The following is a 21,676-nucleotide window of genomic DNA, read 5'->3' as shown; positions in this document are numbered from 1 at the left end:
AGGGGCAGTCGTGCGGCCGCAGTAGGCGACGTAAGCACCGCGGCGGGCGACGCGAGCGAGGAGCGCAACGAAGCGTACTGCGGCCGCACGACTGGGGCTTTGGAGATGTTGTCGGTCGCTCCTCAGAGAGCAACCCCGTACGACATGTGTAAGACCTCCGTTCCGTCTCGTCCGCTGACGCTATCCATTTCCGCGTCGCGACCGAAGCGGCGGTGATGACCGACGACACCGGCGACGACGCCGGCGACGATTCCAGCGAGGACGACGCTGAAGACCTCTCCTTAGATCGCTTCCACGAGGCGCTCGAGGCCGAGGAGCGACCGGTCGCAACGGCGAGCGAGGTCGCCCGCCGGCTCGGAACGTCGCAGGCGGCAGCGCGCGACGCGCTCGCTGCGCTCGTTGACCGCGGCGACGTGGACCGACTCGACGTCGAGGCCGACCCCGTCGTATTCTACCCCCGCGACTGGGGCGCGTTGGCGAGCCGCGAGCGCGTCGTGACCTTCCCGAAGCGCCGCGAGATCGTCGTCGACCGCCCCACGCAGTACACCCGCGCGCGGCTCTCGCAGTTCGCGAACCTCGTCGACACCACCGGCACCGAGCCCGGGACCCGCGGGTATCTCTATCGGATCCGCCAGGAGGACGTGTGGGCAGCACCGTTCGACGACGCCGACGCGCTCGTGGGCGCGCTCCGGTCGGTGCTGCCGCGGCGGTACGAACACCTCGAAGCGTGGGTGCGCGACCAGTGGCGTCGGGCGCACCGCTTCCGGCTGTACACCCACGCGGACGGGTACGTCGTCCTCGAGGCCGCCTCCGAGAACCTGATGGGGAACGTCGCCGACCAGCACCTCGACGACGACCACCTCCGCGCGCCAATCTCGGACACCGAGGCGTGGGTGAACGAGGCGGCGGTCGCCGCGGTCAAGCGCACGCTCTACGACGCCGGCTACCCGGTCGAGGACGACCGCGACCTCGAGACCGGCGACCCGGTCGAGATCGACCTCGCGACCGACCTCCGCGATTACCAGGAGACGTGGGTCGAGACGTTCCTCGACCGCAAGTCCGGCGTGTACGTCGGGCCGCCGGGCTCCGGCAAGACCGTCGCCGGGATCGCGACGATCGCCGCGGTCGGCGGCGAAACGCTGATTTTGGTCCCCTCACGCGAGCTCGCCGACCAGTGGCGCGAGGAGCTGCTGGAGCACTCCACGGTCGACCCCGCCGACATCGGACTCTACCACGGGGGGACCAAGGAGATCCGCCCCGTCACGATCGCGACCTACCAGATCGCCGGGATGGACCGCCACCGGAGCCTCTTCGACTCCCGCGAATGGGGGCTGATCTGCTTCGACGAATGCCATCACGTCACCGCCCCGGTGTACTCGCGGACCGCCGAGCTCCAGAGCAAACACCGGCTCGGACTCTCGGCGACGCCCGTCAGCGAGACTGGCAGCGAGGAAGAGATCTACACCCTCATCGGCCAGCCCATCGGGGCGGACTGGGACGCGCTGTTCGAGGCCGGCTTCGTTCAGGAGCCCGAGGTCGAGATCCGCTACGTCCCGTGGCGCGACGAGACGGCGCGCAACGAGTACGCCGCCGCGGACGGCCGGGACCGCAGACGGCTCGCGGCCGAGAACCCCGCGAAGGTCGAGGAGATCCGGTACCTGCTCGCGGCCCACCGCGACAAGAAGACGCTCGTCTTCGTCGAGTACCTCGACCAGGGCGCCGCGATCGCCGACGCGCTCGGCGTCCCCTTCATCAGCGGCGAGACGCCGCACCACGAGCGCGCGGAGCTGTTCCGCCGGTTCCGGGCGGACGGCGAAGCGGAGGGTTCGGGCGGCGGGGCGGCCGACGACGACCTCGACGTCCTCGTCGTCTCGCGGGTGGGCGACGAGGGGATCGACCTCCCGAACGCCGAACTCGCCGTCGTCGCGAGCGGGCTCGGCGGCTCTCGACGACAGGGCTCACAGCGGGCGGGACGGACGATGCGGCCGACCGGCTCCGCGTTGGTCTACGTCCTCGCGACGCGCGGGTCGAGCGAGGAGGAGTTCGCCCAGCGACAGATGCGGCACCTCGGGCGGAAGGGCGTCCGCGTCCGCGAGACGAACGTCGCGGAGTAGTCCGCGGCCCGACGCCGCCGGACCGGACGCGTGCCGAATCGCGCCGCTCGCTCAGAGCGCGTCAGCTAAGCGCTCGGCCGCCCCCTCGATCTCCCCCTCGTTCTCGACGAACCGGACGGGCGCGTTCTGGTCGCGCGCGTACTGGAGCGCCGCGGACCGGTTGAGGTCCTGCTCGAAGTCGATCTGGCGTTCGGTGACCCCGTCGAGGTCGCGGTCGCTCGCCCGCCTGCGTTCGAGGATCGTCGCCGGTTCCGCCTCCACGAGGACGAACGCGTCAGGCGAGACGTCTTCGAGCACTTCGACTGGAAGCCCTTGGACGTAGCCGGTCAGCGTCTCGACCGCGAGGTGCGTCGAGAGGATCACGTTCGTCGTCTCCGCTTCCTCGGCGACGAACTCGCCTGCGCGGCGCTGGAGCCGCCGCGTCTCGGGCTGTGAGAGCGTGCCGAGCTTGGCCCGCTCGGTCGCGAGCCCCATCGCCGCCGCCTGTTCGAGCATCACGTCGCCGAAGTTGATCAGCTTGTACCCATCTCCGAGTCCGCGCCTGACCGCCTGACAGACGCTGGAAAGGCCGACGCCGTTGACTCCCGACACGATCGTGACTGACATCAGAAGCTCACCTCGTTCTCCTCGTCGCCCGGCATCCCGCCGCGGTCGTCGTAGTACCGGCGGCCGATGAACTGCGCGCCGACGAGCATCATCAGCGTGTCGTAGAGGTCGTCGGCCGAGTCGAACGTCTCGACCTCCGACCGGTCGATGACCGCCCGGATCGTCGTGGACTCTCCGTCGGGCGGCGACAACTCCGTGTCACCGACCGTCTCCAGCACCTCGCTTCGGGGCGCCGGAAACTGTAGTTTCCTCGCGAACAGGTCACGAGTCTCTGGTAAGCGCATACATGACACATGACAGCACACGCTAGCATAAGTGTACATGTCAGTGCCCCGCGACCGAAGTCGCGGGTTACCCCCTCGTTCCGTTGTGACGCGGAGTGTCGCCGCCCCTCCGATGCGTTCCCCTCCCCGCCGCGCCGCGTCCCGCGCTCGCCCGCGGGCCCGGCGGCGGACGAAGCTTTCAACATACGCTCCGCCGACTTCGCGACATGGACGCTGACGAGCCCTCGCCCGCCGCCGATAGGCACGACGACCCACCGACCGTCGCCGAGGCGGTCGTCGACGCGATGCTCGACCGCGGCGTCGACACCGTCTTCGGGATCCCCGGCAAGCAGACCCTCCCGCTGAACCGGGCGCTCGCCGATCGCGACGCGCGGTTCGTCGTCGCCCGCCACGAGACCGCCGTCCCGCACCAAGCGTGGGGGTACGCCGAGACGAGCGAGCCCGGCGCGATGGCAGCCACCTGCGTCGTCCCCGGCCCGGGCGACACGAACGCGATGAACGGGCTGAAGAACGCCCTGAACGACTGCGTCCCCCTGCTCCACCTCGCCGTCGAGACGGAACGGTCGGTCCGCGGCGGCGACGGCATCCACGAGACGCCGCCGGAGACGTACGACACCGTCGTCAAGGAGAACGTCCTTGTCGACTCGCCCGCGGGCGCGGTCCCCGCCGTCGTCGAGGCGATCCGGACCGCCCGCGAACACCCGCAGGGACCGGTCCGCGTGGGGATCCCGAAGGACTTCCTCGCCGGTCGGACCCCGCAGCCCGCGGTCGGCGAGCGCGAGCCGTCACCGCCGCCGGCACCGCCCGCGGCGGCGGTGCGCGAGGCCGCAGACCTGCTCGGCGATGCCACAGCGCCCGTCGTGCTCGCCGGCGGCGGTGTCAGGCGCGCGGACGCGAGCGACGCCCTCCGGTCGGTCGCCGAGGGGCTCGGCGCGCCGGTCGTGACGACGTACAAGGGGAAGGGGACGCTCCCCGAGACGCACCAGCTGTCGGCGGGCGTGCTCTGCGGCGGGGCCAGCGCGGAGCTCCGGGGACTCCTCGCGGACGCCGACGTCGGCCTCGTCGTCGGCTCAGACCTCGACGCGGTCGCGACCGCCTCGTGGTCCGTCGCGATGCCCGAGACGCTGATCCACGTCACGCTCGACGGGGACGACGTCGGGTTCGGCTACGAAGCGGACCTCGGCGTCGTCGCTGACGCGGACCGCTTCCTCCGGGCGCTCACCGACCGCCTCAACGACGAGGGGGTGGCGCCCCGCGGCGCCGACGGCGCCGAGCGCGTCGAGTCGGTCCGCGCGGCCGACCGCGAGCGCTTCGCGGCGTTGTCCGAGCAGAGCGCCGACGGTTCGGGGAAGTCGACGGCCGACGACCGCGAGGAGCGCCCGCTCCGCTCCGTCGAGGCCCTCTCGGCGGTTCGCGACGCGGTCCCGGCGGACGCGGTCGTCGCCGCCGACGCGGGCGGGTTCCGGCTGTGGACGCTCGTCTCGTTCCCCGCTGCGGGGCCGCGGTCGTACGTCAACCCCGGTTCGTGGGCGACGATGGGTACCGGGCTCCCGTCGGCGCTCGGCGCCAAGCTGGCGAACCCGGACCGCGACGTGGTCGCGCTCACCGGCGACGGCGGGCTCATGATGTGCGTCCACGAGCTCCACACGCTGGCGAGCGAGGGGATCGACGTCACCGTCGTCGCGCTCAACAACGACGACTACGCGATCATCAGCGAGGAGGCGTCGCGGTCGTACGACTTCCCGGACCAGAGCTACGGGTGGGCGGAGACCGGCCTCGACCTCGTCGCGGTCGCGTCGGGGATGGGCCTGCCCGCGGAGCGCGTCCATGCGCGCGGCGCGGTCGGCGACGCCGTCGAGCGCGCCCGCGACCGCGACGGCCCGGCCCTCGTCGAGGTCGTCACCGATCCGGACGAACCGCAGGCGAGCGAGTGGATGACCGGCCCGCACCCCCGGTCCTAACCGGTCCGTTTCACGCCGAGCGTTTCCGAGATCTGAAGCGATCTATATACTCGTCGGGTCTGAATTTCCCGTATGCGCAACCCGTGGGTTCACGACGATGTCCCGGACGACGCCGGGAGTGGGTACGACGGTCCCGTCCGCCTGCTGGCGGCGTTCATGTGGGGGACGTTGGCCCTCGGCGTCGGGGGGTTCGTCATCCTCTCCGGCGCGGGCGTCATCGACCTCGCCGACGGCGGGTCGTTCGGCGAGGTCGTCACGGGCGTCGTCGCCGCGCTGGCGCTCGCGCTGGCGCTCCCGGTCCTGTTGAAACTGCTCACCATCTCGCGGGCGCTCGCCCTCCTCGCCTTCCTCGGCACCAGCGCCGGGGTCGGCCGGTTCGTGATCGCCCGCGAACCGGAGCGGTTCCGGGGGCTCCTCGACGCGCGCGAGAGCCTCGCCGAGAACGCCGGCTCGCTCGGCGACCTCTTCGACTTCGTCGACTCGATGGCGCCCGGCGCGATCGACGGCGTGACGGGGGTAGCCGACGCCGCGGCGGTAGCGGTCGACGGCGCGATCGCCGTCGCCGTCGGCGTCCCGATCGCGTGAGCCGACCGCCAGCGGGGTCGTGACGCCCGTCCCCACGCGCGGGCGGGTTCCGGCGCGTCCCGCGGGACGGGAGCCTTAACAACACCCGTGGTGAAGCCCGCCCATGACGCATCCGAACGACGTCGCCGTCGGCATCGTCGGCCTCGGCGGCATCGGGTCCCACCACGCGACGAAGCTGACCGAGCGCGGCGCGAACCTCGTCGGCGGGATGGACGTCGATGCCGACGCGCGGGCACGGTTCCACGAGGAGTTCGGCGTCCCCGCCTACGAGGACGAGACGGACCTCTACGAGGACTGCGACGCCGTGCTGGTCACCACCCCGAACCGCTTCCACGAAGCGTACGCGACCTCGGCGCTTTCGGCCGGCCTCGACGTGCTCTTGGAGAAGCCGCTGGCGCACACGCTCGACAGCGCCGAGCGGATCGCCGACGCCGCCAGCGACGCCGACGGGTTCTGTATGGTCGGGTTCAACAACCGGTTCGCGGAGCCGGTTCAGGTGATCAAACACTACCAAGACGAGGGGAGGTTCGGCGAGACCACCCACGTCGAGGCGAACTACGTCCGGCGGCGCGGCGTCCCCGGCCGGGGCTCGTGGTTCACGTCGGCGGACGTCGCCGGCGGCGGCGCGCTCATCGATATCGGCGTCCACGCGATCGACTTGGCGCTCTACCTCCTCGATCACCCCGAGGTCGTCGAGGTGTCCGGGGACACGCGCTCGGAGTTCGGCGGTCGCGACGACTACGCGTACGTCCACATGTGGGGCGACGACGCGGGGCCGGAGGGGTTCGATGTCGACGACTCCGCGTCCGCGTTCATCCGCGGCGCCGACGGGAGCACCGTCTCGCTGGAGGTCGCGTGGGCGACGAACCGGCCGGCGACCGACGAGTTCGTCGTCCGGGGCACCGAGGCGGGCGCGACGCTCGACCGCGGTAGCGGCGACCTCACGGTCCACGAGGCGGGCGTCGGCGGCGGCCACCACCTCACGGACGCGAGCGTGGAGACGCGCGACGGCGACGCGCACGCCGCCGAGCAGGCGACGTTCCTCGAAGCGGCCGCCGCCGGCGAGGCGCCGTCGATAAACACCGTCGAGGAGGGGTTACGCGTCCAGCGCGTCATCGACGCGATCTACCGCTCCGCGGAGACCGGCGCGGCGGTGCGGCTGGACTGAGCCGCCGACCGAGCAGGCCGACCCGGGAGCCGCGATGGGAACCTATTCGGTGCTGGGGACCGTCACCGCGGACAACTCGTGACCAGCGATCCCGGCCCCACGCCGCCCTCCGAACGGATCACCAGCCTCGACGCGCTCCGCGGCTTCGCGCTGCTCGGCATCCTCGTCATCAACATCCGCGTCTTCTCGATGCCGGAGCAGACCCTGCTCAACCCCACCGTGTACGGCGACTTCACCGGGCTCAACTACTGGACCTGGTTCGTCGGCCACGTGTTCGCGCAGTCGAAGTTCATCACCGTCTTCTCGGCGCTGTTCGGCGCCGGCGTCCTGCTGTTCATCGAGAGCAAAGAGGAGAAGGGCCAAGACGCCGTCCGCCTCCACCTCCGCCGGACCGCGGTGCTGATCGCGATCGGCCTCCTTCACGCGTACCTGCTGTGGTACGGGGACATCCTCGTCACGTACGGGCTGCTCGGGCTGTTCCTCCTCTTCGTCCGCGACCTCGACGCGCGTCGGCTCGGCGGGCTCGCCGGGATATTCCTGCTCTTCGTCCCCGCGATCGAGCTGTTCGCCGCGACCTCGATCGGCGGCGAGGCGATCGCCGGCCAGTGGCTGCCCGCGGAGGCCGCGGTCCGAGACCAGGTGGCCGCCTACCGCGGCGGCTGGCTCGACCAGATGAGCCACCGCGTCTCCTCGTCGTTCCAGCGACAGACGTCCGGGTTCATCGGGTCGAGCTTCTGGCGCGTGGGCGGCGTCATGCTGCTCGGCATGGCACTGTACAGGCGCGGCGTGTTGACCGGCGAGCGCTCGACCGCGTTCTACCGCCGGCTCGTCGCGGGCGGCGTCGTCGGCGTCGGAATCGTCGTCGCCGGCGTCGCGTATATCGAGGCGAACGACTGGAGCGCCGGCGCCGCGCTGTACTGGCGGCAGTTCAACTACGTCGGGAGTCTGCTCGTCGCCGGCGGGTACGTCGGCCTCGTCACGCTGTTCGTCCGGCGGCGCGGTGAGGGGCTCGTGGCCCGCGCGCTCGCCGCGGTCGGCCGCACCGCGTTCACCAACTACCTGCTCCAGACGGTGATCGCGACGACGGTGTTCTACGGTCACGGCCTCGGGCTGTTCGGCTCCGTCAGCCGCGTCGAGGCAATGGGGATCGTCGTCGCGATCTGGGCGGTCCAAGTCCCGCTGTCCGTGATCTGGCTCCGGTACTTCCGGTTCGGTCCCGTCGAGTGGGTGTGGCGGACGCTCACCTACGGGGAGGCACAGCCGTTGCGGCTGAAAGACTGACCCCGCGTTCTCCGAACTGAGACTCGCGAGGACACGTTCAACAGTCCCCGGTCGGACTCCCGCACATGAGCGAGTTCGACGTTCACGACCACCGTCACGAACTGAAACAGCTCCGCGACTCGGGCCGAACGAGCCTCTGGGAGAACAGGGAAGGGATGGCGTGCCCGGTGTGCGACGACGCCTTTTCGCGGCTCTTCGTCACGCGACAGTCCGGGACGACGTTCCCCGAGAACGACGGCGCGCGGTTCTGCCTACTGCGTTCCGACGACGCGGTGTACCTCTTCCGACACTGAGCGACCGGGGGCTCGTCAGTCGTCTCCCACCGGGTCGCCGCCGGGCTCGGGCTCGTCGATGTACCGCTCGGTCCACGTGCCGCGCGAGAACCACGCGACGCCGATGACGGCGCCGAGGACGTTTCCGAGTGCCATACCGACCCAGACTCCGGTCTCGCCCCACCCGGCGACGAACACGAGGTACCCGACGCTCGCGACCCGGCCCACCCAGAGGGTGAGGATCGAGATGACCATCGCGGTCTTCGTGTTGCCCGCGCCGCGGAACGCGCCTAAGATCACCTGCGAGACGCCGATGAAGGCGAACTCGACCGACCGGATCCGGACGTACTCCACCGCGTAGCCGATCGTCGCGGGCGCGTCCGGCACGTCGCCGAGGAACGCGCCGACGATCGGTTCGGTGAACGTCACGGCGACGACCGCGACGAGGAACATCACGCCCGCGCCGGTCGTGGCCGCGAACTTCACAGCCCTGCCGGCGCGGTCGGCGCGGTTCGCGCCGAGGTTCTGCCCGACCATCGTGTCGATAGCGCGGCCGAGCCCCATCGCGGGCAGGAAGACGAGCGAGATGAGCCGGTTGCCGAGCCCGTATGCGGCGACGACCGGCGGCGAGAACGTGACGATCATCGCGGTGAGCGTGATCATCGCGAGCGCGCTCGTCGTCTGCTCGACGCTGGAGGGGAGCCCGAGCCGGAAGATGTCCCGGATAAAATCGAGGTCGGGCGCGAGGTGCCCGAGCGTCACGTCGGGGCCGTACCCGGTGCCGAACAGTATCCAGAGGCCGATGGCGGTCGCGACGCCCCGCGAGAGGATCGTCGCGAGCGCGGCGCCCTGGATGCCGATCCCGGTGACTCCCGTCGCCGAGAGCAGCGTCGCCTCCAGCGCGACCGGGTCGAGCGCCGCGAGGCCGGGAACCGCGGCGAGCCACTCGAACACCGGGTTCCCCTCGAACCCGAAGATGAAGAACGGGTCCAAGAGGACGTTCAGGAGGACGGAAATGAACATGACGGCCATCGGCGTCCGCGTGTCGCCGTAGCCGCGCATCAGCGCCGAGAAGACGAAGAACCCGAACATCAGGGGGATCCCGGCGAAGATCACCTCCATGTAGTCTGCCGCGAGCGGGATCACGGTCGCCGCGGTCTCCGCGTCGCTCGGCAGGATCTCGAGGGCCGGGCGCGTGTAGAAGTAGCCCCCGATCCCGATGAGCACGGACAGCACGGAGACGGTGAAGATCGTCTGTCCCGCCACGAGCCCGGCGGAGCCCTCGCCGTCGGCGCCGGTGTACTGCGCGACGAGGATCGCGCCCGCCGTCGTGAACCCGCCGGCGACCGCGATCAGGAGGAAGATCAGCGGGAACGCGAGGCTGATCGCGCCGACGGCCTCCGCCGAGAGCCGGCCGAGGTACAGGGTGTCGACGATGTTGTACGTCACCTGGAGCAGCTGGATGACGACGATCGGCCACGCCAGGCGGAACAGCGGTCGGAGGAGGCTCCCCTCGGTGATCGACTCCTCGCCGACTGGGTCGTCGGGCGCGGGCTCGGGGGCGTCGGACGCAGCTTCGGGGTCGTCGTCCCCGTCGCGGCCGTCGTCGCCGCCCATGGTATCGCCGCTCGGTCCACCGGAGGGGTCCGGCGGCTCGGAGGAATCCGACGGGTCGGAGGGGTCGGCAGCGGGCTCGTCGCTCACTGCGGTTGAAAAGCCGGGCGCGCTCTATCAGGCTTCCGATCCGGTCACCGGCGCCCGTCGCTACCGTCTATGGATCCGGCGGGATTGTCCGCGTCCGAAGGCCCGCCCTCGGTCGTCTCCGTGGCGCCTGCTCCGTCGCCCGGGGTCGGATCGGCGGCGCCGTGTACTCCGTCGGCACCGGACGTCTCGGTGGCGGCGTCGACGCGGGCGACGCCGGAGGTGTCGTCGAAGACGAGGTGGCGGTGCGGGTACGCCATCTCGACGTCCGCGTCGGCGAGGCGCTCGCGGATCTCGGTGTTCACGTCCGACTGGACCTTCGCGAGCTTGTACGGCTTCTTCACCCAGTACCGCAGCCGGAGGAGGACCCCGTCGTCGGCGAACTCGTGGAGGCGGCAGTCGGGGCCCGCCATGTACCGCGCCACGCCGATCCGGATGTCGGGGCCGCCGTCGACGACGGCCTCGGAGTCGCGCGCCGCGCGCTCGATGAGCCGCCGGGCCTCGGGGATGTCGCTCTCGTAGGTGACGAGCACGTCGATCGAGCGCCGGGTCCGCTCGTCCTCGGCCGAGAAGTTCGTCACGTCGCGCTCGCGCATCGTCCCGTTCGGCACGACGAGGAAGGTGTTATCCAGAGTGAATATCTTCGTGTAGCGGATCGTGATGTCCTCGACGAACCCGGTCGTCCCGTCCTCTAACTCGATCATGTCGCCGATCTCGAACGGCTGGTCCGCGAGGATGAACACGCCGTTGATGAAGTTCCCGACGAGCGGCGCGAGGACGATACCGATGACGGCCGAGAACACTGCGGTCCCGAGGAGGAGGTCCGCGAACCGGAAGCCGCCGGCGCCCAGGCCGACCAGCACCGAGGCGGCGATCGTGCCGACCCGGACCCCGCGGACGATCGTCTGCGCGACGCTCTGTCGCGACACGCGGCGGGCGACGGGGCGACCGATCAGCCGGACGAGGAAGTTCGCGAGGACGACGCCGACCGCCAGTGACGCGAGGACGGTCAACACGCCCGTTCCCGGCAGGTCCGCGAGCCGAGAGCCGATATCGGCGAGCCGCGAGACGGCCCCCGCGATCGGCGTTCCCCCCGGGAAGACCATGGGAACCCGCTGTCGGCCATCGGAAAAAGCGTTTCTCCACGCGCACGACCGGCGGCGAACGAGTCGCTTCGAACGAGAGACGGGGCAACCACTGTGACTCCGCTGAGCGAACGGGCGGTATGGGCCAACCGCCTGCGGACCCAACGAGGTTCGGCGTCGAACACGACACCAAGCCGGGAGACGCGCTGCTCGCCGGCTTCCCCTCGTTCGGGCTCGCCGGCCTGACCGCCGTCCACTACTTGGTCGACGACCTCGATCTCGAGGAGACGGGCCGCGTCCGGATCGACGGCGCCCCGTCGATCACGTCGTTTGCGAAAGGGGACGTCGCGCCACCCGCTCCGGCTGTACACCGACTCGGACCGCGACGGCACCGTCCTCGTCGCCGAGCGGATCGAGGAGCGGGAGCCGGAGGGGACCACGACCGCATGGACATGTGGCCCCCGGCTGTCCCGACCGTGAGGACCGGGCTCTGAAAACGCGTACAACTCGTCTCATAGTAAAAAGCTATAATCCCCGGTCCCGTTCTTCGGTACATGACTGACGATCTCCGGGACACGCTCGACCGCGTGGGGGACCGATTCAACCTCGGCGAGTACGAGATTGACGCGTACCTCGCGGTGTTGGAACACGGCGAACTGACGGCGAGTGACATCGCCGACCGGACCGAGATCCCGCAGCCGCGGGTGTATGACACGGTCCGGAGCCTCTCGGACCGCGGGCTCGTCGAGCTCCGCGAGTCGCGGCCGATGAAGATCGTCGCCGTCGACCCCGAGGACGCCTTCGGCGATCTGCGGTCGTCGTTCACGGAGATGGTCGACGAGCTGGAGGCGCGGTACACCGCGCCGACGCGGGAGACGGAGGCGGTGTCGCTTGTCAAGTCGCGCTCGACGATCCTCCGGTACCTCGAAGAGGTGATCGCGAACGCGGAGTACGAGCTCGCGCTGTCGCTCACCCCCGGCCTCCTGCGGCGGTTCCGGGACGAACTCGCCGCGAAGGTCGCCGAGGGCGTCACCGTCGAACTGCTCGTCACGCCGGCGTCGAACGCGCCCGACCCGACGGAGTTCGACTACTTGGAGGTCGCGACGATCGCCCGCGCGCGCCGCGGGATCACCACGCCGGTCCTCGCGGTCGGCGACGGCGAGTACTCCGTGTACGCAACGCAGGACGCGCTGCGCGACGACCGCGAGCGCTACGGTGTCATCTTCAACCGCTCCGCGCTCGGCTTCCTCGTCTCCGGCTTCTTCGGCACCGTCCTGTGGACGACCGCGGAATCGCTCGCCGCCGACGGCGAGGACCGGCCCTTCCCGCGCCGCTACGCCTCCATCCGTCGGGCCGTGAAGGACGTCCGCGAGTTCGGCGACGAGGAGTTCTACGCGACCGTCGAGGGCCGCGACATCGAGACCGGCGAGGAGGTCACTGTCCGCGGGAAGGTCGTCGACGTCGCGTTCGTCGACACGGAGGAGGTGGCGTCGCTGGTCGTCGAGACCGAGAACGGCCGCGTCGAGATCGGCGGCCGCGTCGCCGCCTTGGAGGACGTGGAGGGCCAGGAGATCGTGATCGGCCGCGGCGAGCCGCCGGCGCTGTGAGGTGCGCTCGGGTCGTCCCGGCGTCGCCGTTCAAGTGCGGGCGGACCGAAGCGGACCCGTGACCGACGACGCGCGTCCCGACGACGAGCGAGACGCACCGACCGTCGCGTGCGAGCGGTGCGACCGGGAGTGGGTGCTCGACCGCGAGGTCGACGACCTCGACCCCGGGAGCCACGCGATCGAGCAGTTCGCGCTCGACCACGAGCGCCACACCGGCCACTACCCGGACGGCGTGACCCCGTGGGTCGCCCGGTGCGACCGCTGCCCGGACGGGGAGCGCTTCCTCGCGGAGCGTCCGGCGCGGCGCTGGGCGGAGACGCACGCGCGCCACACGCGTCACACCGTCCGGCTCGACCCGCCAACGGGAGCGGTCGAAGCCGTCTCGCCGCGAGACGACGGGGACCGGTCGTAACACCGCAGCCGCTTCCCCTCCGCTACGGACCGAGTGCCGCGATATCGGCTCCGACCGCCGCGCGGGCGTCGGCCGGGTTCGGGTCGCTGTCGGCCAGATGCGTCCACTCGCAGGCGGGTAGCGCGGCGATGCGGTCCCGGATGGCCGGCCGGTACGGTGCGGCCGACGCGATCCCGTCACCGCTGCCCCAGATGTCGTCGATGACGGTCCGCGAGTCGATCCGGACCTCGACGGCCGCAGGGTCGCAGCGCGCGGCCAGCGCCTCCAGTCCGAGGTGGAGCGCCGCGTACTCCGCGGTGTTGTTCTCGGCGCGAGCCCCGACGGGTCGGCCCAGCCGAACGAGGGGGTCGTCGTCGACCAGCAGCACGGCCCCCGCGCCGGCCGGTCCGGGGTTTCCGCGCGAGCTCCCGTCGACGTAGAGAACGATGTCGTCGGCGGACTCGCCGCGGTCGTCGCCCGATCGCGGCGGGTCGGCGGCGAGGACCGACTCGACCGCGGTCCGGATCTCGGCGTCGGTCGTCGTCGGGCCGAACAGCCCGCCGTACCCGGTCACCGCGTCGTCGATGGCGTCGATCGCCGGTCGTATCTCGTAGCCGTACAGGGCGAGGACGTCGTCGACGCGGCTCGCCAGCGGCGAGAGCCGGTCCGTGGGAAGTCGGTCCATGATGTCTCACGCGGCCGAACTGCGGTCCACAACGGTTCATTCGAGAGCGCAGGGAAAAATGCGCTGGCGGTGAGCGCGGTGAGCCGAGCCGCCGCCGATCGGCGGTCAGGACTGAGTGAGAGTGACGACCGCGACCGACCGAGAGCGGGGGCCACACCGACAGCGTATTTACGCCCCCAACCCCTCCGACCCGACATGACGCTCGTCGTCGTCCCGGTTCGATTCCCTCCCTCGTCGCACTCGGCGGCGACGCTCCGCGAGGCGGCCCGCGTCGCCGCGGAGCGCGACGCTGACCTCACGGTCCTCCACGTCGACTTATACCAGCGCTCGGGGGGCGTCTCGCGCAGCGACCTCAAGCGCGCCGCCGAGGAGCGGATCGGCCGGATCGACCGGGCGCGGTACGTCGTCCGTCGGGGCTTCCTCGTCGAGGAGACGATCCTCGAAGAGATCGTCGCCGAGGGGGCCGACGTGGTCGTCATCGGGTCGAAACAGGCGGGGCGGTGGCGCCGGATGGTCCAGAAGTTGCTCTCCGACCCCGACATCGACTCGTTCCTCCGCAGCCAACTCGACTGTACCGTGATCACCGTGGACGCGGACGGAGAGACCACGACGAACGACGCCGACGACGACGCCGCGCCGCTCCCGGACGACTAGTTCTCCCCGCGCCGCGACCCGTCCCGCGTCGCGACCTCGTACCGCCGCTCGTACTCGATGACGGTCGCCGCCCGGTCGGCGACCGACTCGCCGAACTCGCGCTCGACGACGTACAGCGCCAGATCAATCCCGGAGGTGACCCCGCCCGCGCTGAGCACGTCGCCGTCGTCGACGACCCGCGCGTCGACGACCTCCGCTCCCGACTCCCGGAGCTCCTCGACGGCGGAGGCGTGCGTGACGGCCCGGCGGCCGTCGGTGACGCCCGCCTCCGCGAGCAGCATCGACCCGGTACACACCGAGGCGATCCGGGTGTCCGCCGCGTGGTGCGCGGCGAGCGCGCGCGGCACGTCGCCCTTCTGCGCCTCGGCCCACGCGCTCGCCTCCTGGTTGCGCGCGTTCCACCCGCCCCCGGGTACGACCAGCAGGTCCGGGGCGTCCTCTCCTCTCGGGCCGGGGAGCGTTCCGTCCACGCCGACGCGGGTCCCGTGGCTCGCGGTCACCGTCTCGCGCTCGTCGAGCGACACGTATCGGACGCGGCCGCCGTCGTCCCCTGTCGTCCCGTCGTCCCCTATTGCCCCGTCGTCCCCTGTCGTCCCGTCGTCCTCCTCGGCGGCGTAGCCGAGCGCGTAGTCGAACACCTCGTACGGGCCGATACCGTCCAGTTCGTCGAACCCGTCGTACACCAGAATATCGACGTTCATGCCGGGCCGAACGAGCGGCGCGGGCTTGTGCGTTCCCCTCCGATCGGGCGACTCCCGGTGACCCGCAGCGCCGAGCCGTCAGCCCCGGTCGCCGCGTCACTCGTCGGCGAACGCCGACGCGACCCGCTCGATGTCCGCGACGACGCGGTCCCGGTCGACCCGCTCGCCGCGGTAGGCGCGCTCGACGATCCCGTCGGGGTTGACGAGGAACGTCACCACCATGTGCGTGAAGTCGTACCCGGGGAGACGCTCGCTCTCGGTCGTCCGCTCGAAGGCGATCCCCAGTCGGTCCTCGACCACCGTCTTCGCGCGGGCCGGCGTCTCGGGCCGGAGGTACAGCCAGTTGCCCGCGTCGAGGTCGGCGCCGACCGACGCGGCGTTCTCTCGGAGCGCGGCCGCGTCGTCGCGCTCGGGATCGAACGTGATCGGGAGGAAGTACACGTCCTCCGTCAGCCCCGCGTCCGCGACGCGGCCCTGAATCCGAGCCCACTGTCGGAGCAGGATCGAACACTCCGCGGGGCAGAAGGTGAACACGCCCGTCACGAGCGCGGTCCGGTCGAGCGCGTCGCTGTCGAACGTCTTCTCCGCGAGCGGGGCCGACAGCTCGAACGACGGCAGCGGCTGGCCGTACGCGGGGTACGCGAGGTCTTCGCTGTCCGCGATCTGGTCTTCCTGCGGGTCGAGCACGACGCCGTCCGGCGTCCCGCCGAACAGACGCGACGTACAGCCCGCGAGGGAGCCGGACGCGACCGTTCCGGCCCCGGCGAGCAGCGTGCGGCGATTCATACCCGTGTGAAGGGCCGAGCGGCGCATAACGCGTCTGGTGCGATCGACGAACGAGCGGCCGCGGCGGGTGGGAATTGGGATATTGGGTGCGCGGGCTCCCGGGGCGCTGTCGATCCCTCAAAACGGCGTGTAGTACGGGATCGGCGGACGCGGCAGCGGGACGCCGAGCGTCGCGAGCCCGTGCTGGAGCGGGAGGTAGCCGAGCGCGACGAACGCGACGCCGAGGACGCGGTGGAACCGGAGCCGGGTCTCGAGGCGCATCGACTGGAAGGCCGTCCCGAACAACAGGAGCGCCGGAACCGTCCCGAGGCCGAGGACGCCCAGCGAGACGGCGCCGCCGGGCGCGCTCCCCTGAACGAACGCGTACAGGAACGCCGGGTACAGCAGCGGGCACGGCAGGAACCCGTGTGCCGCCCCCAGCCCGAGGATGCGCCAGTCGCCGACCCACGCGTCGACGCGGGCGACGATCCGGTCGCTCACCGCCGCGGCCGCCCGGTCGAACCCCGGTATCGGGAGCGACTCGAACTCCAGCCGGAGCGCGTAGCGCGCGCCGAGGGCGACGATCACCCCGCCGACCGCGATTCCGGTGAGCGCGTGGACGTCGTCTGCGAGGGTCGTGACCGTCCGCCCCGTGACGAACGCGAGGCTCCCGGCGAGGCCGAAGAGACCGCCGAGCGTCGCGTAGCTCGCGGTCCGGCCGAGGTTGAACAGCGCGTGCTGCCGGACCTGGCGCACGGTGAGGTCGTCCCGCCCGTCGCGTCCGCCGGCCTCCGCGGACCGCATCCGGTCGGCGTAGGTGCCGACGAGCGGACCGCACATGCCGAGGCAGTGGGCTCCGCCGAGCAGCCCGATGAGGAGGAAGACGCCGAGGCCGAGCGAGTCGGTCGCGTACAGGGAGCCGGTCGGCTCGCACGTCGCGCCGCCGCCGGTGGCGACGAGCGCTCGGAGCGCGCCGAGGCTGGAGAGGTCCATATCGGACGGAGGTGCCGGAGACCGCTAACCGATCTGGTGCGATCGGCGAACGGGAGCGGTTCGCGCGCGGCGTCGGTCCGGGGGGAGCCGCCACCCGGTCGGCGGCGTCACCCGTCGGCGTCGAAGAGCGAGTCGACGGTGCGGACGAAGCGGTCGACGATGCGGTCGGGGAGCGACGGCGACACCTCGTCGAGGAGCGCGGCCGTGCGGTCCGGCCGGGCGAGCGAGACTGTCATCGGCCGGTCGGGGGACTTCTCGACGATCCCGTGGTCGGCGAGCGTCGAGACGTGCCACGACACCGTGCTCCGCGCGAGGTCGAGGTCGTCCGCGAGCGCCGACGGCCGCGTCGGTCCCGCGGCGTGGAGGCAGACGACGATCTCGCGGGCCGTCTCCCGCCGGAGGAACGCGAGGGTCCGTCGGTCCCACGGGTCGACCGTCGGGTCGAAGTAGTGTGCCCGCCCGCCGATCCGCTCGACCGCGAGCTCGCCGTCGCGGACGAGCCGGCGGAGGTGGTACTGCGCCTGCCCGGTCGCGATCTCGAGGTCGCGACCGATCCGGTTGAAGTGGACGCCGGGCGTGTCACGGACGTGGCGTCGGATCCGGGCTCTGGTGTCCGACATTCCTGACTGTCCGTTCTACCCGCCTCTGGAATAAAAGGCGCTCGTGCGGTCCCCCCGTCTGGGAACGGCGAACGGGAACGTCTTCTTATCCGTCCCCTCCCAAGGGCGACCCGTGACGCAGTCGATCCCGGGGGAGGTGACGACGCTCGCCGGCTGGTCCGTGGAGGGATCGCTCCCGATCCTGGCGGTCGTGGTCGCCGCCGGACTCGGGACGAGCCTCCTCTTCGCCGTCAGCCTCGCCGCGTACCGCCGCCGCCGCCGAGCGCAGTACCGACTGATCTCCCTCGCCGTCGGCGCGCTCTTGGCCCGCTCGGTGGTGGGCGTCGGGACCGTCCTCGGGGTCGTGCCGATGCCGGGCCACCACCTCCTCGCGCACAGCCTCGACTTCCTGATCGCGGCGCTCGTCCTCTACGCGGTGTACGCCCACGCGCCCGGGGCGATCGGCGACGACGCGGCCTCGAAGTGAGTCGACCGGCCGGCTTGCTTCAAGTCGATTCGACCGACCGGCTCATCGGTCGAGCCGCGCGCGGAGGTGCTCGACCGCGACGTCGACGCGGGGACCGAGCGCGATGGCGGCGACGGCCGCGACGCCCCCGACGACGGTCCACCCGACGAGCGAGGCCACCGCCCGCCCGGTGTCGACGAACCCGCCCTCCGGCGCGAAGGAGACGCCGATGACGTGCTCGAAGACGAGTCCCCTGAACGCCCCGTTCGGCGAGAGGGCGAGCGAGCCGGCGATCCCGCTCGGCGACGCCCCGGCCGACAGCGACCGGAGCACCGCGAGGTCGCCGCCGAGGACGCCGGCGAGCAGCGCGAGGAGGCCGAGCGCGAACGCGCTCCGCCGGGTCGTCGCGATCGTCGACACCGCAGCCGACAGCGAGAGGTACGCCGCGCCGAACGGGACGACGAGCGCGAGGAAGCGGAGGAACAGCACCGGCGAGTCGACGCCCGAGTGCGTCGCGAAGATCCCCGTGTCCGGCGCGGCGGTGAGCCACACGTACGCGCCGACGAGCGCGAACGGCCCGCCGACGAGGACGACGAGCGCGGCCGTCCGCGCGAGCAGCACGCCGACGACGTACCCGGCCGCGCTCACCGGGCACGTCCGGATCACGCCGAGCTCCCCGCTCGCCGCGTCGGCGAACAGCGCGCGGTAGCCGAGCACGACCGCCAGCAGCGGCACCAACACTTCGGTCGGTAAGAGGAGGTCGACGACCGCGGGCACGAACCCGGTCGCGCCGCCGCCGCCGACCGCGACGAGCCCGCCGAGGACGACTAGGAGGCCGACCGCGAGGACGGCGTACCCGGGCGTCCGCCGCACCGTGGCCAGTTCACGGCGGAAGACGACCCAGACCCCGCCAAGTCGCCGGTTCATCGCTCTGACACCCCCGTGACGTGGACCTCGCCGTCGTCCCGACCCCCCTCTCCGTCGTCCGCTGACTCGCTTTCGGCGGGCGAGGCCGGCGACTCGGCGCCGCCCGCGACCGCGCGGTACAGCTCGGCGACGCCGTCGACCCCGTGGTCATCGAGGAGCCGGCCGCGCGCCCCCGCCGCGGCGACCCGACCGCGACGGAGGACGACGACGGCGTCCGCGTGCGCGTCGACGAGGTCGAGGTCGTGCGAGCTGACGACGACGGCGGCGTCGTCGCCCGCGCGGGCCGCCGCCCGGAAGGCCCGCTCCCGCATCTCCGGGTCGAGCCCGCTCGTCGGCTCGTCGAGGACGACCACGTCCGGGTCGCCGAGCGTCGCCTGCGCGATCCCGAGCAGTCGCCGCATCCCGCCCGAGAGGGCTCCCACCCGCTTTCCGGCCGCGTCGGACAGCCCGACGCCGGCCAGCGCCGCGTCCGGGTCGCCGCCCGCCAGCGCCGCGTAGAACCCGAGCGTCTCCCGGGCGGTGAACCCGTCGCGGAACGGCACCCGCTGCGGCAGGTACCCGACGTGCTTCTCGGACCCGGCGCGCGGGCCGCCCTCGGGGTACCGGACGCTCCCCGCGGTGGGCTCGACGGCGCCCGAGAGGATCCCGAGGAGCGTCGACTTGCCGGACCCGTTGGGGCCGACGACGGCGGTGACGCCGGCCTCGACCGACAGCGAGACGCCATCGAGGACCGGGACGCCGCCGTAGGTTCGGGTGACGCCGTCGACGGCCGCGAGCGTCGGCTCGCTCACGCCGACCCCTCCGCGGTCGCCGTGGCGTTTCCGGCGGGCTCGCCGGCGGCCCGCCAGTCCGCTCGGACCGGTCCGTCGGCGTCGGCGCCCGCACCGGTGACCGCGTCGACCCGCTCGGGGTGGTACGGCGCGGCCGCCGGCGCGGGGTCGATGATGCTCCCCGAGCGGGCGCCGGGGACGGTCCCCCGGAGGGCGTCGAGCAGCCGCGCCGCGGGCGACTCGCGCACCGCGGCCGCGCTCACGTGGCGGTGGAGCGCGGCGTCCACGGGCGAAGTCGGGCGATACGCCCGGCTCCCGGGAGCGTGCGGGCCGACGCTCGCGCCGTCCCAGTAGTTCCCGCGGTCGCCGTCGGCCCACACGCGGAGCGCCCCGGCCCCGGCCGTGGCGTGGTCGCCGTTGCCGACGAAGTCGTTTGCGACGACCCGGCTGGAGGGGACCACGGTCGTCGCTCGCGCGCCGAGCTCGTTGTCGACGACGACGTTGTGTTCGTACAGCGACCCCCGGGCGCTCGTCGAGAAGCCGAGCTCGTTCCCGACCCGCGTGTTGTACCCGACGTACGTCCGCGTGCCGGACGCCTGGATCCCCGCGCTGGAGTTGCGGACGTCGTTGCCGACGATCGCGTGGCCGGCCGGCCGCGTCATCACGGTGACTCCGGCGAACAGCTCGTTCCGGAAGGCGTTGTCCGCGACCAGCGCGTCGCCGGTGTACATGAGGTGCGTCCCGTACCGGTTGTCGACGAACGTCGAGTTCCGCACGATCGAGCCGTCGGCGCGGTGGAGGTAGATCCCGTCGCGTCCGCCCTCGAACCGGCTGTTGGTGACGGTGACGCGCGACTTCATCCCGGCGACGCCCATGAACCCGTCCTGCCACTCGTCGGTCCCCTCGACGAGGAGTCCGCTCGCGGTCGCGTGCGACCCGTCGCGCAACAGGATCCCGCTCGCCTCCGTGTCGACGGCGACGTCGTCGACGACGAGCCCGGGCGCGCCGACCGCCTTGATCCCGGCGTCGCCGTAGCCGTAGCCAAGCTGGATGTTCGTGTCCCACGTCCCGCCCTCGCTCTCGCGGGACGCGCGGGCCGCCTCCGGGTCGCGGGCGCGGTTCCCCGTGCCCGCGATCCGCAGCCCCGTGACCGCCACGTCGCGCGCGTGAACGGTGATCACGGACCCGTTCCCGTCGCCGACGACGCGGGTCGCTCCGGGGCCGGTGCCGCTGCCCGCGCCGGCGATCGTCACGGACCGGTTCACCGTCACGGTCTCCTCGTAGGTCCCGGGCGGGACGCGGACCGTCGTGTTCGGCGGCGCGGCCGCGACCGCGGCGCCGATCGTGGGGGCGTCCTCGCCGACGACGACGGAGGCCGGGCGGTCCGCGCGCCGCTCCGCCGCGGCGATCCGGTCGTTCGCCGTCCGCCAGCGGTCCGGGGCGAGCGCCCGCACGGTCGCCGCGGAGTCGACGTCGAACGACCGACTTCGGACCGCCGCCCAGCCGACGACGGAGCCGCCGTGTTCGTCGGCGAACGCCGCCGCGGCGTCGCGGCTCGCGAATGGGACGACGACCGGCCCGGCCGGCGTCCGCGCGTCGCTGTCGACCACGTACCGCGCTTCTCCGACGGGCGTCCAGCCGCCCGCGCCGCCCGCGGCGAACAGCCCCGACTCGGTCGTGCCCGGGTCCCGATGGTCGAACGTCTCGACGTACGCGACGAGCGGATAGCCGAACTGGCGCTCCGTCCGCCCATCGCGGCGCGAGTCGACGAACGAGGCGATCCCGTTGTACCCGACGACGTACTGGAGCTGCGAGTAGAACACCTGGACGCGCGGGAGCGTCGCGTCGCCGGCCATCAGCGCGTCCGTCTCCGAGGAGAGCCCCAGCTCGACCGCGTCGTCGAACCGCACCGGCTCGGGTACCGACTCGCTCGGGTCCGCGGCGAACGCGCCCGCGGTCGCGACCGCGGCGAGCGCGACGAGCCCGAGGAGCGCGAGCCGGAGGCGACGCGACCGGGCGGTAGCGGGGTCGAAAACTGCCACGCGTCCGCTTCGATCGGCA

23 protein-coding genes are annotated in these 21,676 nt (G+C 72.1%); 11 read left to right on the top strand and 12 right to left on the bottom strand.

Annotated elements, in window-relative coordinates:
• The first annotated feature begins 215 nt into the window (after positions 1-215).
• Positions 216-2,114 (top strand): DEAD/DEAH box helicase, encoded by a 1,899-nt coding sequence (locus B9H04_RS09480; RefSeq protein WP_049932539.1) that lies wholly within the window; start codon positions 216-218, stop codon positions 2,112-2,114.
• Between the two features lie 51 nt (positions 2,115-2,165).
• On the opposite strand, the gene B9H04_RS09475 is transcribed toward B9H04_RS09480, so the two are convergent.
• Positions 2,166-2,720, bottom strand: a complete 555-nt coding sequence (locus tag B9H04_RS09475; RefSeq protein ID WP_049932541.1) for an adenylate kinase — start codon at positions 2,718-2,720, stop codon at positions 2,166-2,168.
• The gene (locus B9H04_RS09470) at positions 2,720-3,004 is read right to left on the bottom strand and encodes a DUF5789 family protein (protein ID WP_049932543.1); all 285 of its coding nucleotides are present in this window, start codon (positions 3,002-3,004) and stop codon (positions 2,720-2,722) included. Before B9H04_RS09470 ends, B9H04_RS09475 begins: the two co-directional genes overlap by 1 nt.
• A 206-nt stretch (positions 3,005-3,210) precedes the next feature.
• Here B9H04_RS09470 and B9H04_RS09465 point away from each other — a divergent pair, with 206 nt between their 5' ends.
• The 5 genes from B9H04_RS09465 (at position 3,211) to B9H04_RS09445 (ending at position 8,292) form a co-directional block, all read left to right on the top strand.
• Positions 3,211-4,965 carry a thiamine pyrophosphate-binding protein gene (locus tag B9H04_RS09465; protein WP_049932545.1) on the top strand — a complete coding sequence of 585 codons (1,755 nt, stop codon included), beginning with the start codon at positions 3,211-3,213 and terminating at the stop codon, positions 4,963-4,965.
• A gap of 72 nt (positions 4,966-5,037) precedes the next feature.
• The gene (locus B9H04_RS09460; RefSeq protein WP_085682646.1) at positions 5,038-5,550 is read left to right on the top strand and encodes a hypothetical protein; all 513 of its coding nucleotides are present in this window, start codon (positions 5,038-5,040) and stop codon (positions 5,548-5,550) included.
• Between the two features lie 103 nt (positions 5,551-5,653).
• Positions 5,654-6,718, top strand: a complete 1,065-nt coding sequence (locus tag B9H04_RS09455; RefSeq protein ID WP_049932549.1) for a Gfo/Idh/MocA family protein — start codon at positions 5,654-5,656, stop codon at positions 6,716-6,718.
• Positions 6,719-6,796: 78 nt separating this feature from the next.
• Positions 6,797-7,999: a DUF418 domain-containing protein gene (locus B9H04_RS09450; RefSeq protein ID WP_049932551.1), complete on the top strand. Its 1,203-nt coding sequence runs from the start codon at positions 6,797-6,799 to the stop codon at positions 7,997-7,999.
• A gap of 65 nt (positions 8,000-8,064) precedes the next feature.
• Positions 8,065-8,292 (top strand): DUF7385 family protein, encoded by a 228-nt coding sequence (locus B9H04_RS09445; RefSeq protein ID WP_049932552.1) that lies wholly within the window; start codon positions 8,065-8,067, stop codon positions 8,290-8,292.
• A gap of 15 nt (positions 8,293-8,307) precedes the next feature.
• Here the strand turns inward: B9H04_RS09445 and B9H04_RS09440 are convergent, their stop codons facing one another.
• On the bottom strand, positions 8,308-9,975 hold the full coding sequence (locus B9H04_RS09440) for an MATE family efflux transporter (RefSeq protein WP_085682645.1): 1,668 nt from the start codon (positions 9,973-9,975) through the stop codon (positions 8,308-8,310).
• Between the two features lie 44 nt (positions 9,976-10,019).
• Positions 10,020-11,078, bottom strand: coding sequence for a mechanosensitive ion channel family protein (locus tag B9H04_RS09435; RefSeq protein ID WP_085682644.1), 1,059 nt, complete (start codon positions 11,076-11,078; stop codon positions 10,020-10,022).
• A gap of 119 nt (positions 11,079-11,197) precedes the next feature.
• On the opposite strand from B9H04_RS09435, the gene B9H04_RS09430 reads away from it, so the two are divergent.
• From B9H04_RS09430 to B9H04_RS09420, 3 genes are read left to right on the top strand one after another with little or no spacing between them, the layout of a single operon-like run.
• The gene (locus B9H04_RS09430) at positions 11,198-11,551 is read left to right on the top strand and encodes a PAC2 family protein (RefSeq protein WP_248648660.1); all 354 of its coding nucleotides are present in this window, start codon (positions 11,198-11,200) and stop codon (positions 11,549-11,551) included.
• Positions 11,552-11,611: 60 nt separating this feature from the next.
• Entirely contained in the window at positions 11,612-12,664 is a 1,053-nt protein-coding gene (gene trmB / locus B9H04_RS09425) for an HTH-type sugar sensing transcriptional regulator TrmB (RefSeq protein ID WP_049932559.1), read from the top strand.
• Positions 12,665-12,722: 58 nt separating this feature from the next.
• Positions 12,723-13,076 carry a hypothetical protein gene (locus tag B9H04_RS09420; protein ID WP_049932560.1) on the top strand — a complete coding sequence of 118 codons (354 nt, stop codon included), beginning with the start codon at positions 12,723-12,725 and terminating at the stop codon, positions 13,074-13,076.
• A 22-nt stretch (positions 13,077-13,098) separates the two neighbouring features.
• On the opposite strand, the gene B9H04_RS09415 is transcribed toward B9H04_RS09420, so the two are convergent.
• Positions 13,099-13,740 (bottom strand): ribonuclease HI family protein, encoded by a 642-nt coding sequence (locus B9H04_RS09415; protein ID WP_049932562.1) that lies wholly within the window; start codon positions 13,738-13,740, stop codon positions 13,099-13,101.
• Between the two features lie 195 nt (positions 13,741-13,935).
• On the opposite strand from B9H04_RS09415, the gene B9H04_RS09410 reads away from it, so the two are divergent.
• Entirely contained in the window at positions 13,936-14,394 is a 459-nt protein-coding gene (locus tag B9H04_RS09410) for a universal stress protein (protein WP_049932564.1), read from the top strand.
• Here B9H04_RS09410 and B9H04_RS09405 read toward each other — a convergent pair.
• The 4 genes from B9H04_RS09405 to B9H04_RS09390 form a co-directional block, all read right to left on the bottom strand.
• On the bottom strand, positions 14,391-15,095 hold the full coding sequence (locus B9H04_RS09405; protein ID WP_049932565.1) for a DJ-1/PfpI family protein: 705 nt from the start codon (positions 15,093-15,095) through the stop codon (positions 14,391-14,393). The genes B9H04_RS09410 and B9H04_RS09405 overlap by 4 nt on opposite strands.
• A gap of 96 nt (positions 15,096-15,191) precedes the next feature.
• On the bottom strand, positions 15,192-15,881 hold the full coding sequence (locus B9H04_RS09400) for an SCO family protein (protein WP_049932567.1): 690 nt from the start codon (positions 15,879-15,881) through the stop codon (positions 15,192-15,194).
• Positions 15,882-15,998: 117 nt separating this feature from the next.
• Entirely contained in the window at positions 15,999-16,853 is an 855-nt protein-coding gene (locus B9H04_RS09395; protein ID WP_085682643.1) for a sulfite exporter TauE/SafE family protein, read from the bottom strand.
• 107 nt (positions 16,854-16,960) lie between these two features.
• Positions 16,961-17,473 (bottom strand): winged helix-turn-helix transcriptional regulator, encoded by a 513-nt coding sequence (locus B9H04_RS09390; RefSeq protein ID WP_049932571.1) that lies wholly within the window; start codon positions 17,471-17,473, stop codon positions 16,961-16,963.
• A gap of 112 nt (positions 17,474-17,585) precedes the next feature.
• On the opposite strand from B9H04_RS09390, the gene B9H04_RS09385 reads away from it, so the two are divergent.
• Positions 17,586-17,939 (top strand): DUF7471 family protein, encoded by a 354-nt coding sequence (locus B9H04_RS09385; RefSeq protein WP_085682642.1) that lies wholly within the window; start codon positions 17,586-17,588, stop codon positions 17,937-17,939.
• Between the two features lie 42 nt (positions 17,940-17,981).
• Here the strand turns inward: B9H04_RS09385 and B9H04_RS09380 are convergent, their stop codons facing one another.
• From B9H04_RS09380 to B9H04_RS09370, 3 genes are read right to left on the bottom strand one after another with little or no spacing between them, the layout of a single operon-like run.
• Positions 17,982-18,845 carry a hypothetical protein gene (locus tag B9H04_RS09380; RefSeq protein ID WP_049932573.1) on the bottom strand — a complete coding sequence of 288 codons (864 nt, stop codon included), beginning with the start codon at positions 18,843-18,845 and terminating at the stop codon, positions 17,982-17,984.
• A complete protein-coding gene (locus B9H04_RS09375) occupies positions 18,842-19,636 on the bottom strand; it encodes an ABC transporter ATP-binding protein (protein ID WP_049932575.1) in 795 nt (264 codons plus the stop codon). The genes B9H04_RS09380 and B9H04_RS09375 overlap by 4 nt, the downstream gene beginning before the upstream one ends.
• The gene (locus tag B9H04_RS09370; RefSeq protein ID WP_085682641.1) at positions 19,633-21,657 is read right to left on the bottom strand and encodes a NosD domain-containing protein; all 2,025 of its coding nucleotides are present in this window, start codon (positions 21,655-21,657) and stop codon (positions 19,633-19,635) included. Before B9H04_RS09370 ends, B9H04_RS09375 begins: the two co-directional genes overlap by 4 nt.
• Positions 21,658-21,676 lie beyond the last annotated feature (19 nt).

Origin of the sequence: Halorubrum ezzemoulense DSM 17463 (assembly GCF_002114285.1) — an archaeon.
Classification (GTDB): Archaea; Halobacteriota; Halobacteria; order Halobacteriales; family Haloferacaceae; genus Halorubrum; species Halorubrum ezzemoulense.
The sequence above is the reverse complement of the archived record's forward strand: the minus strand, read 5'-3'. Positions and strand labels throughout refer to the sequence as shown.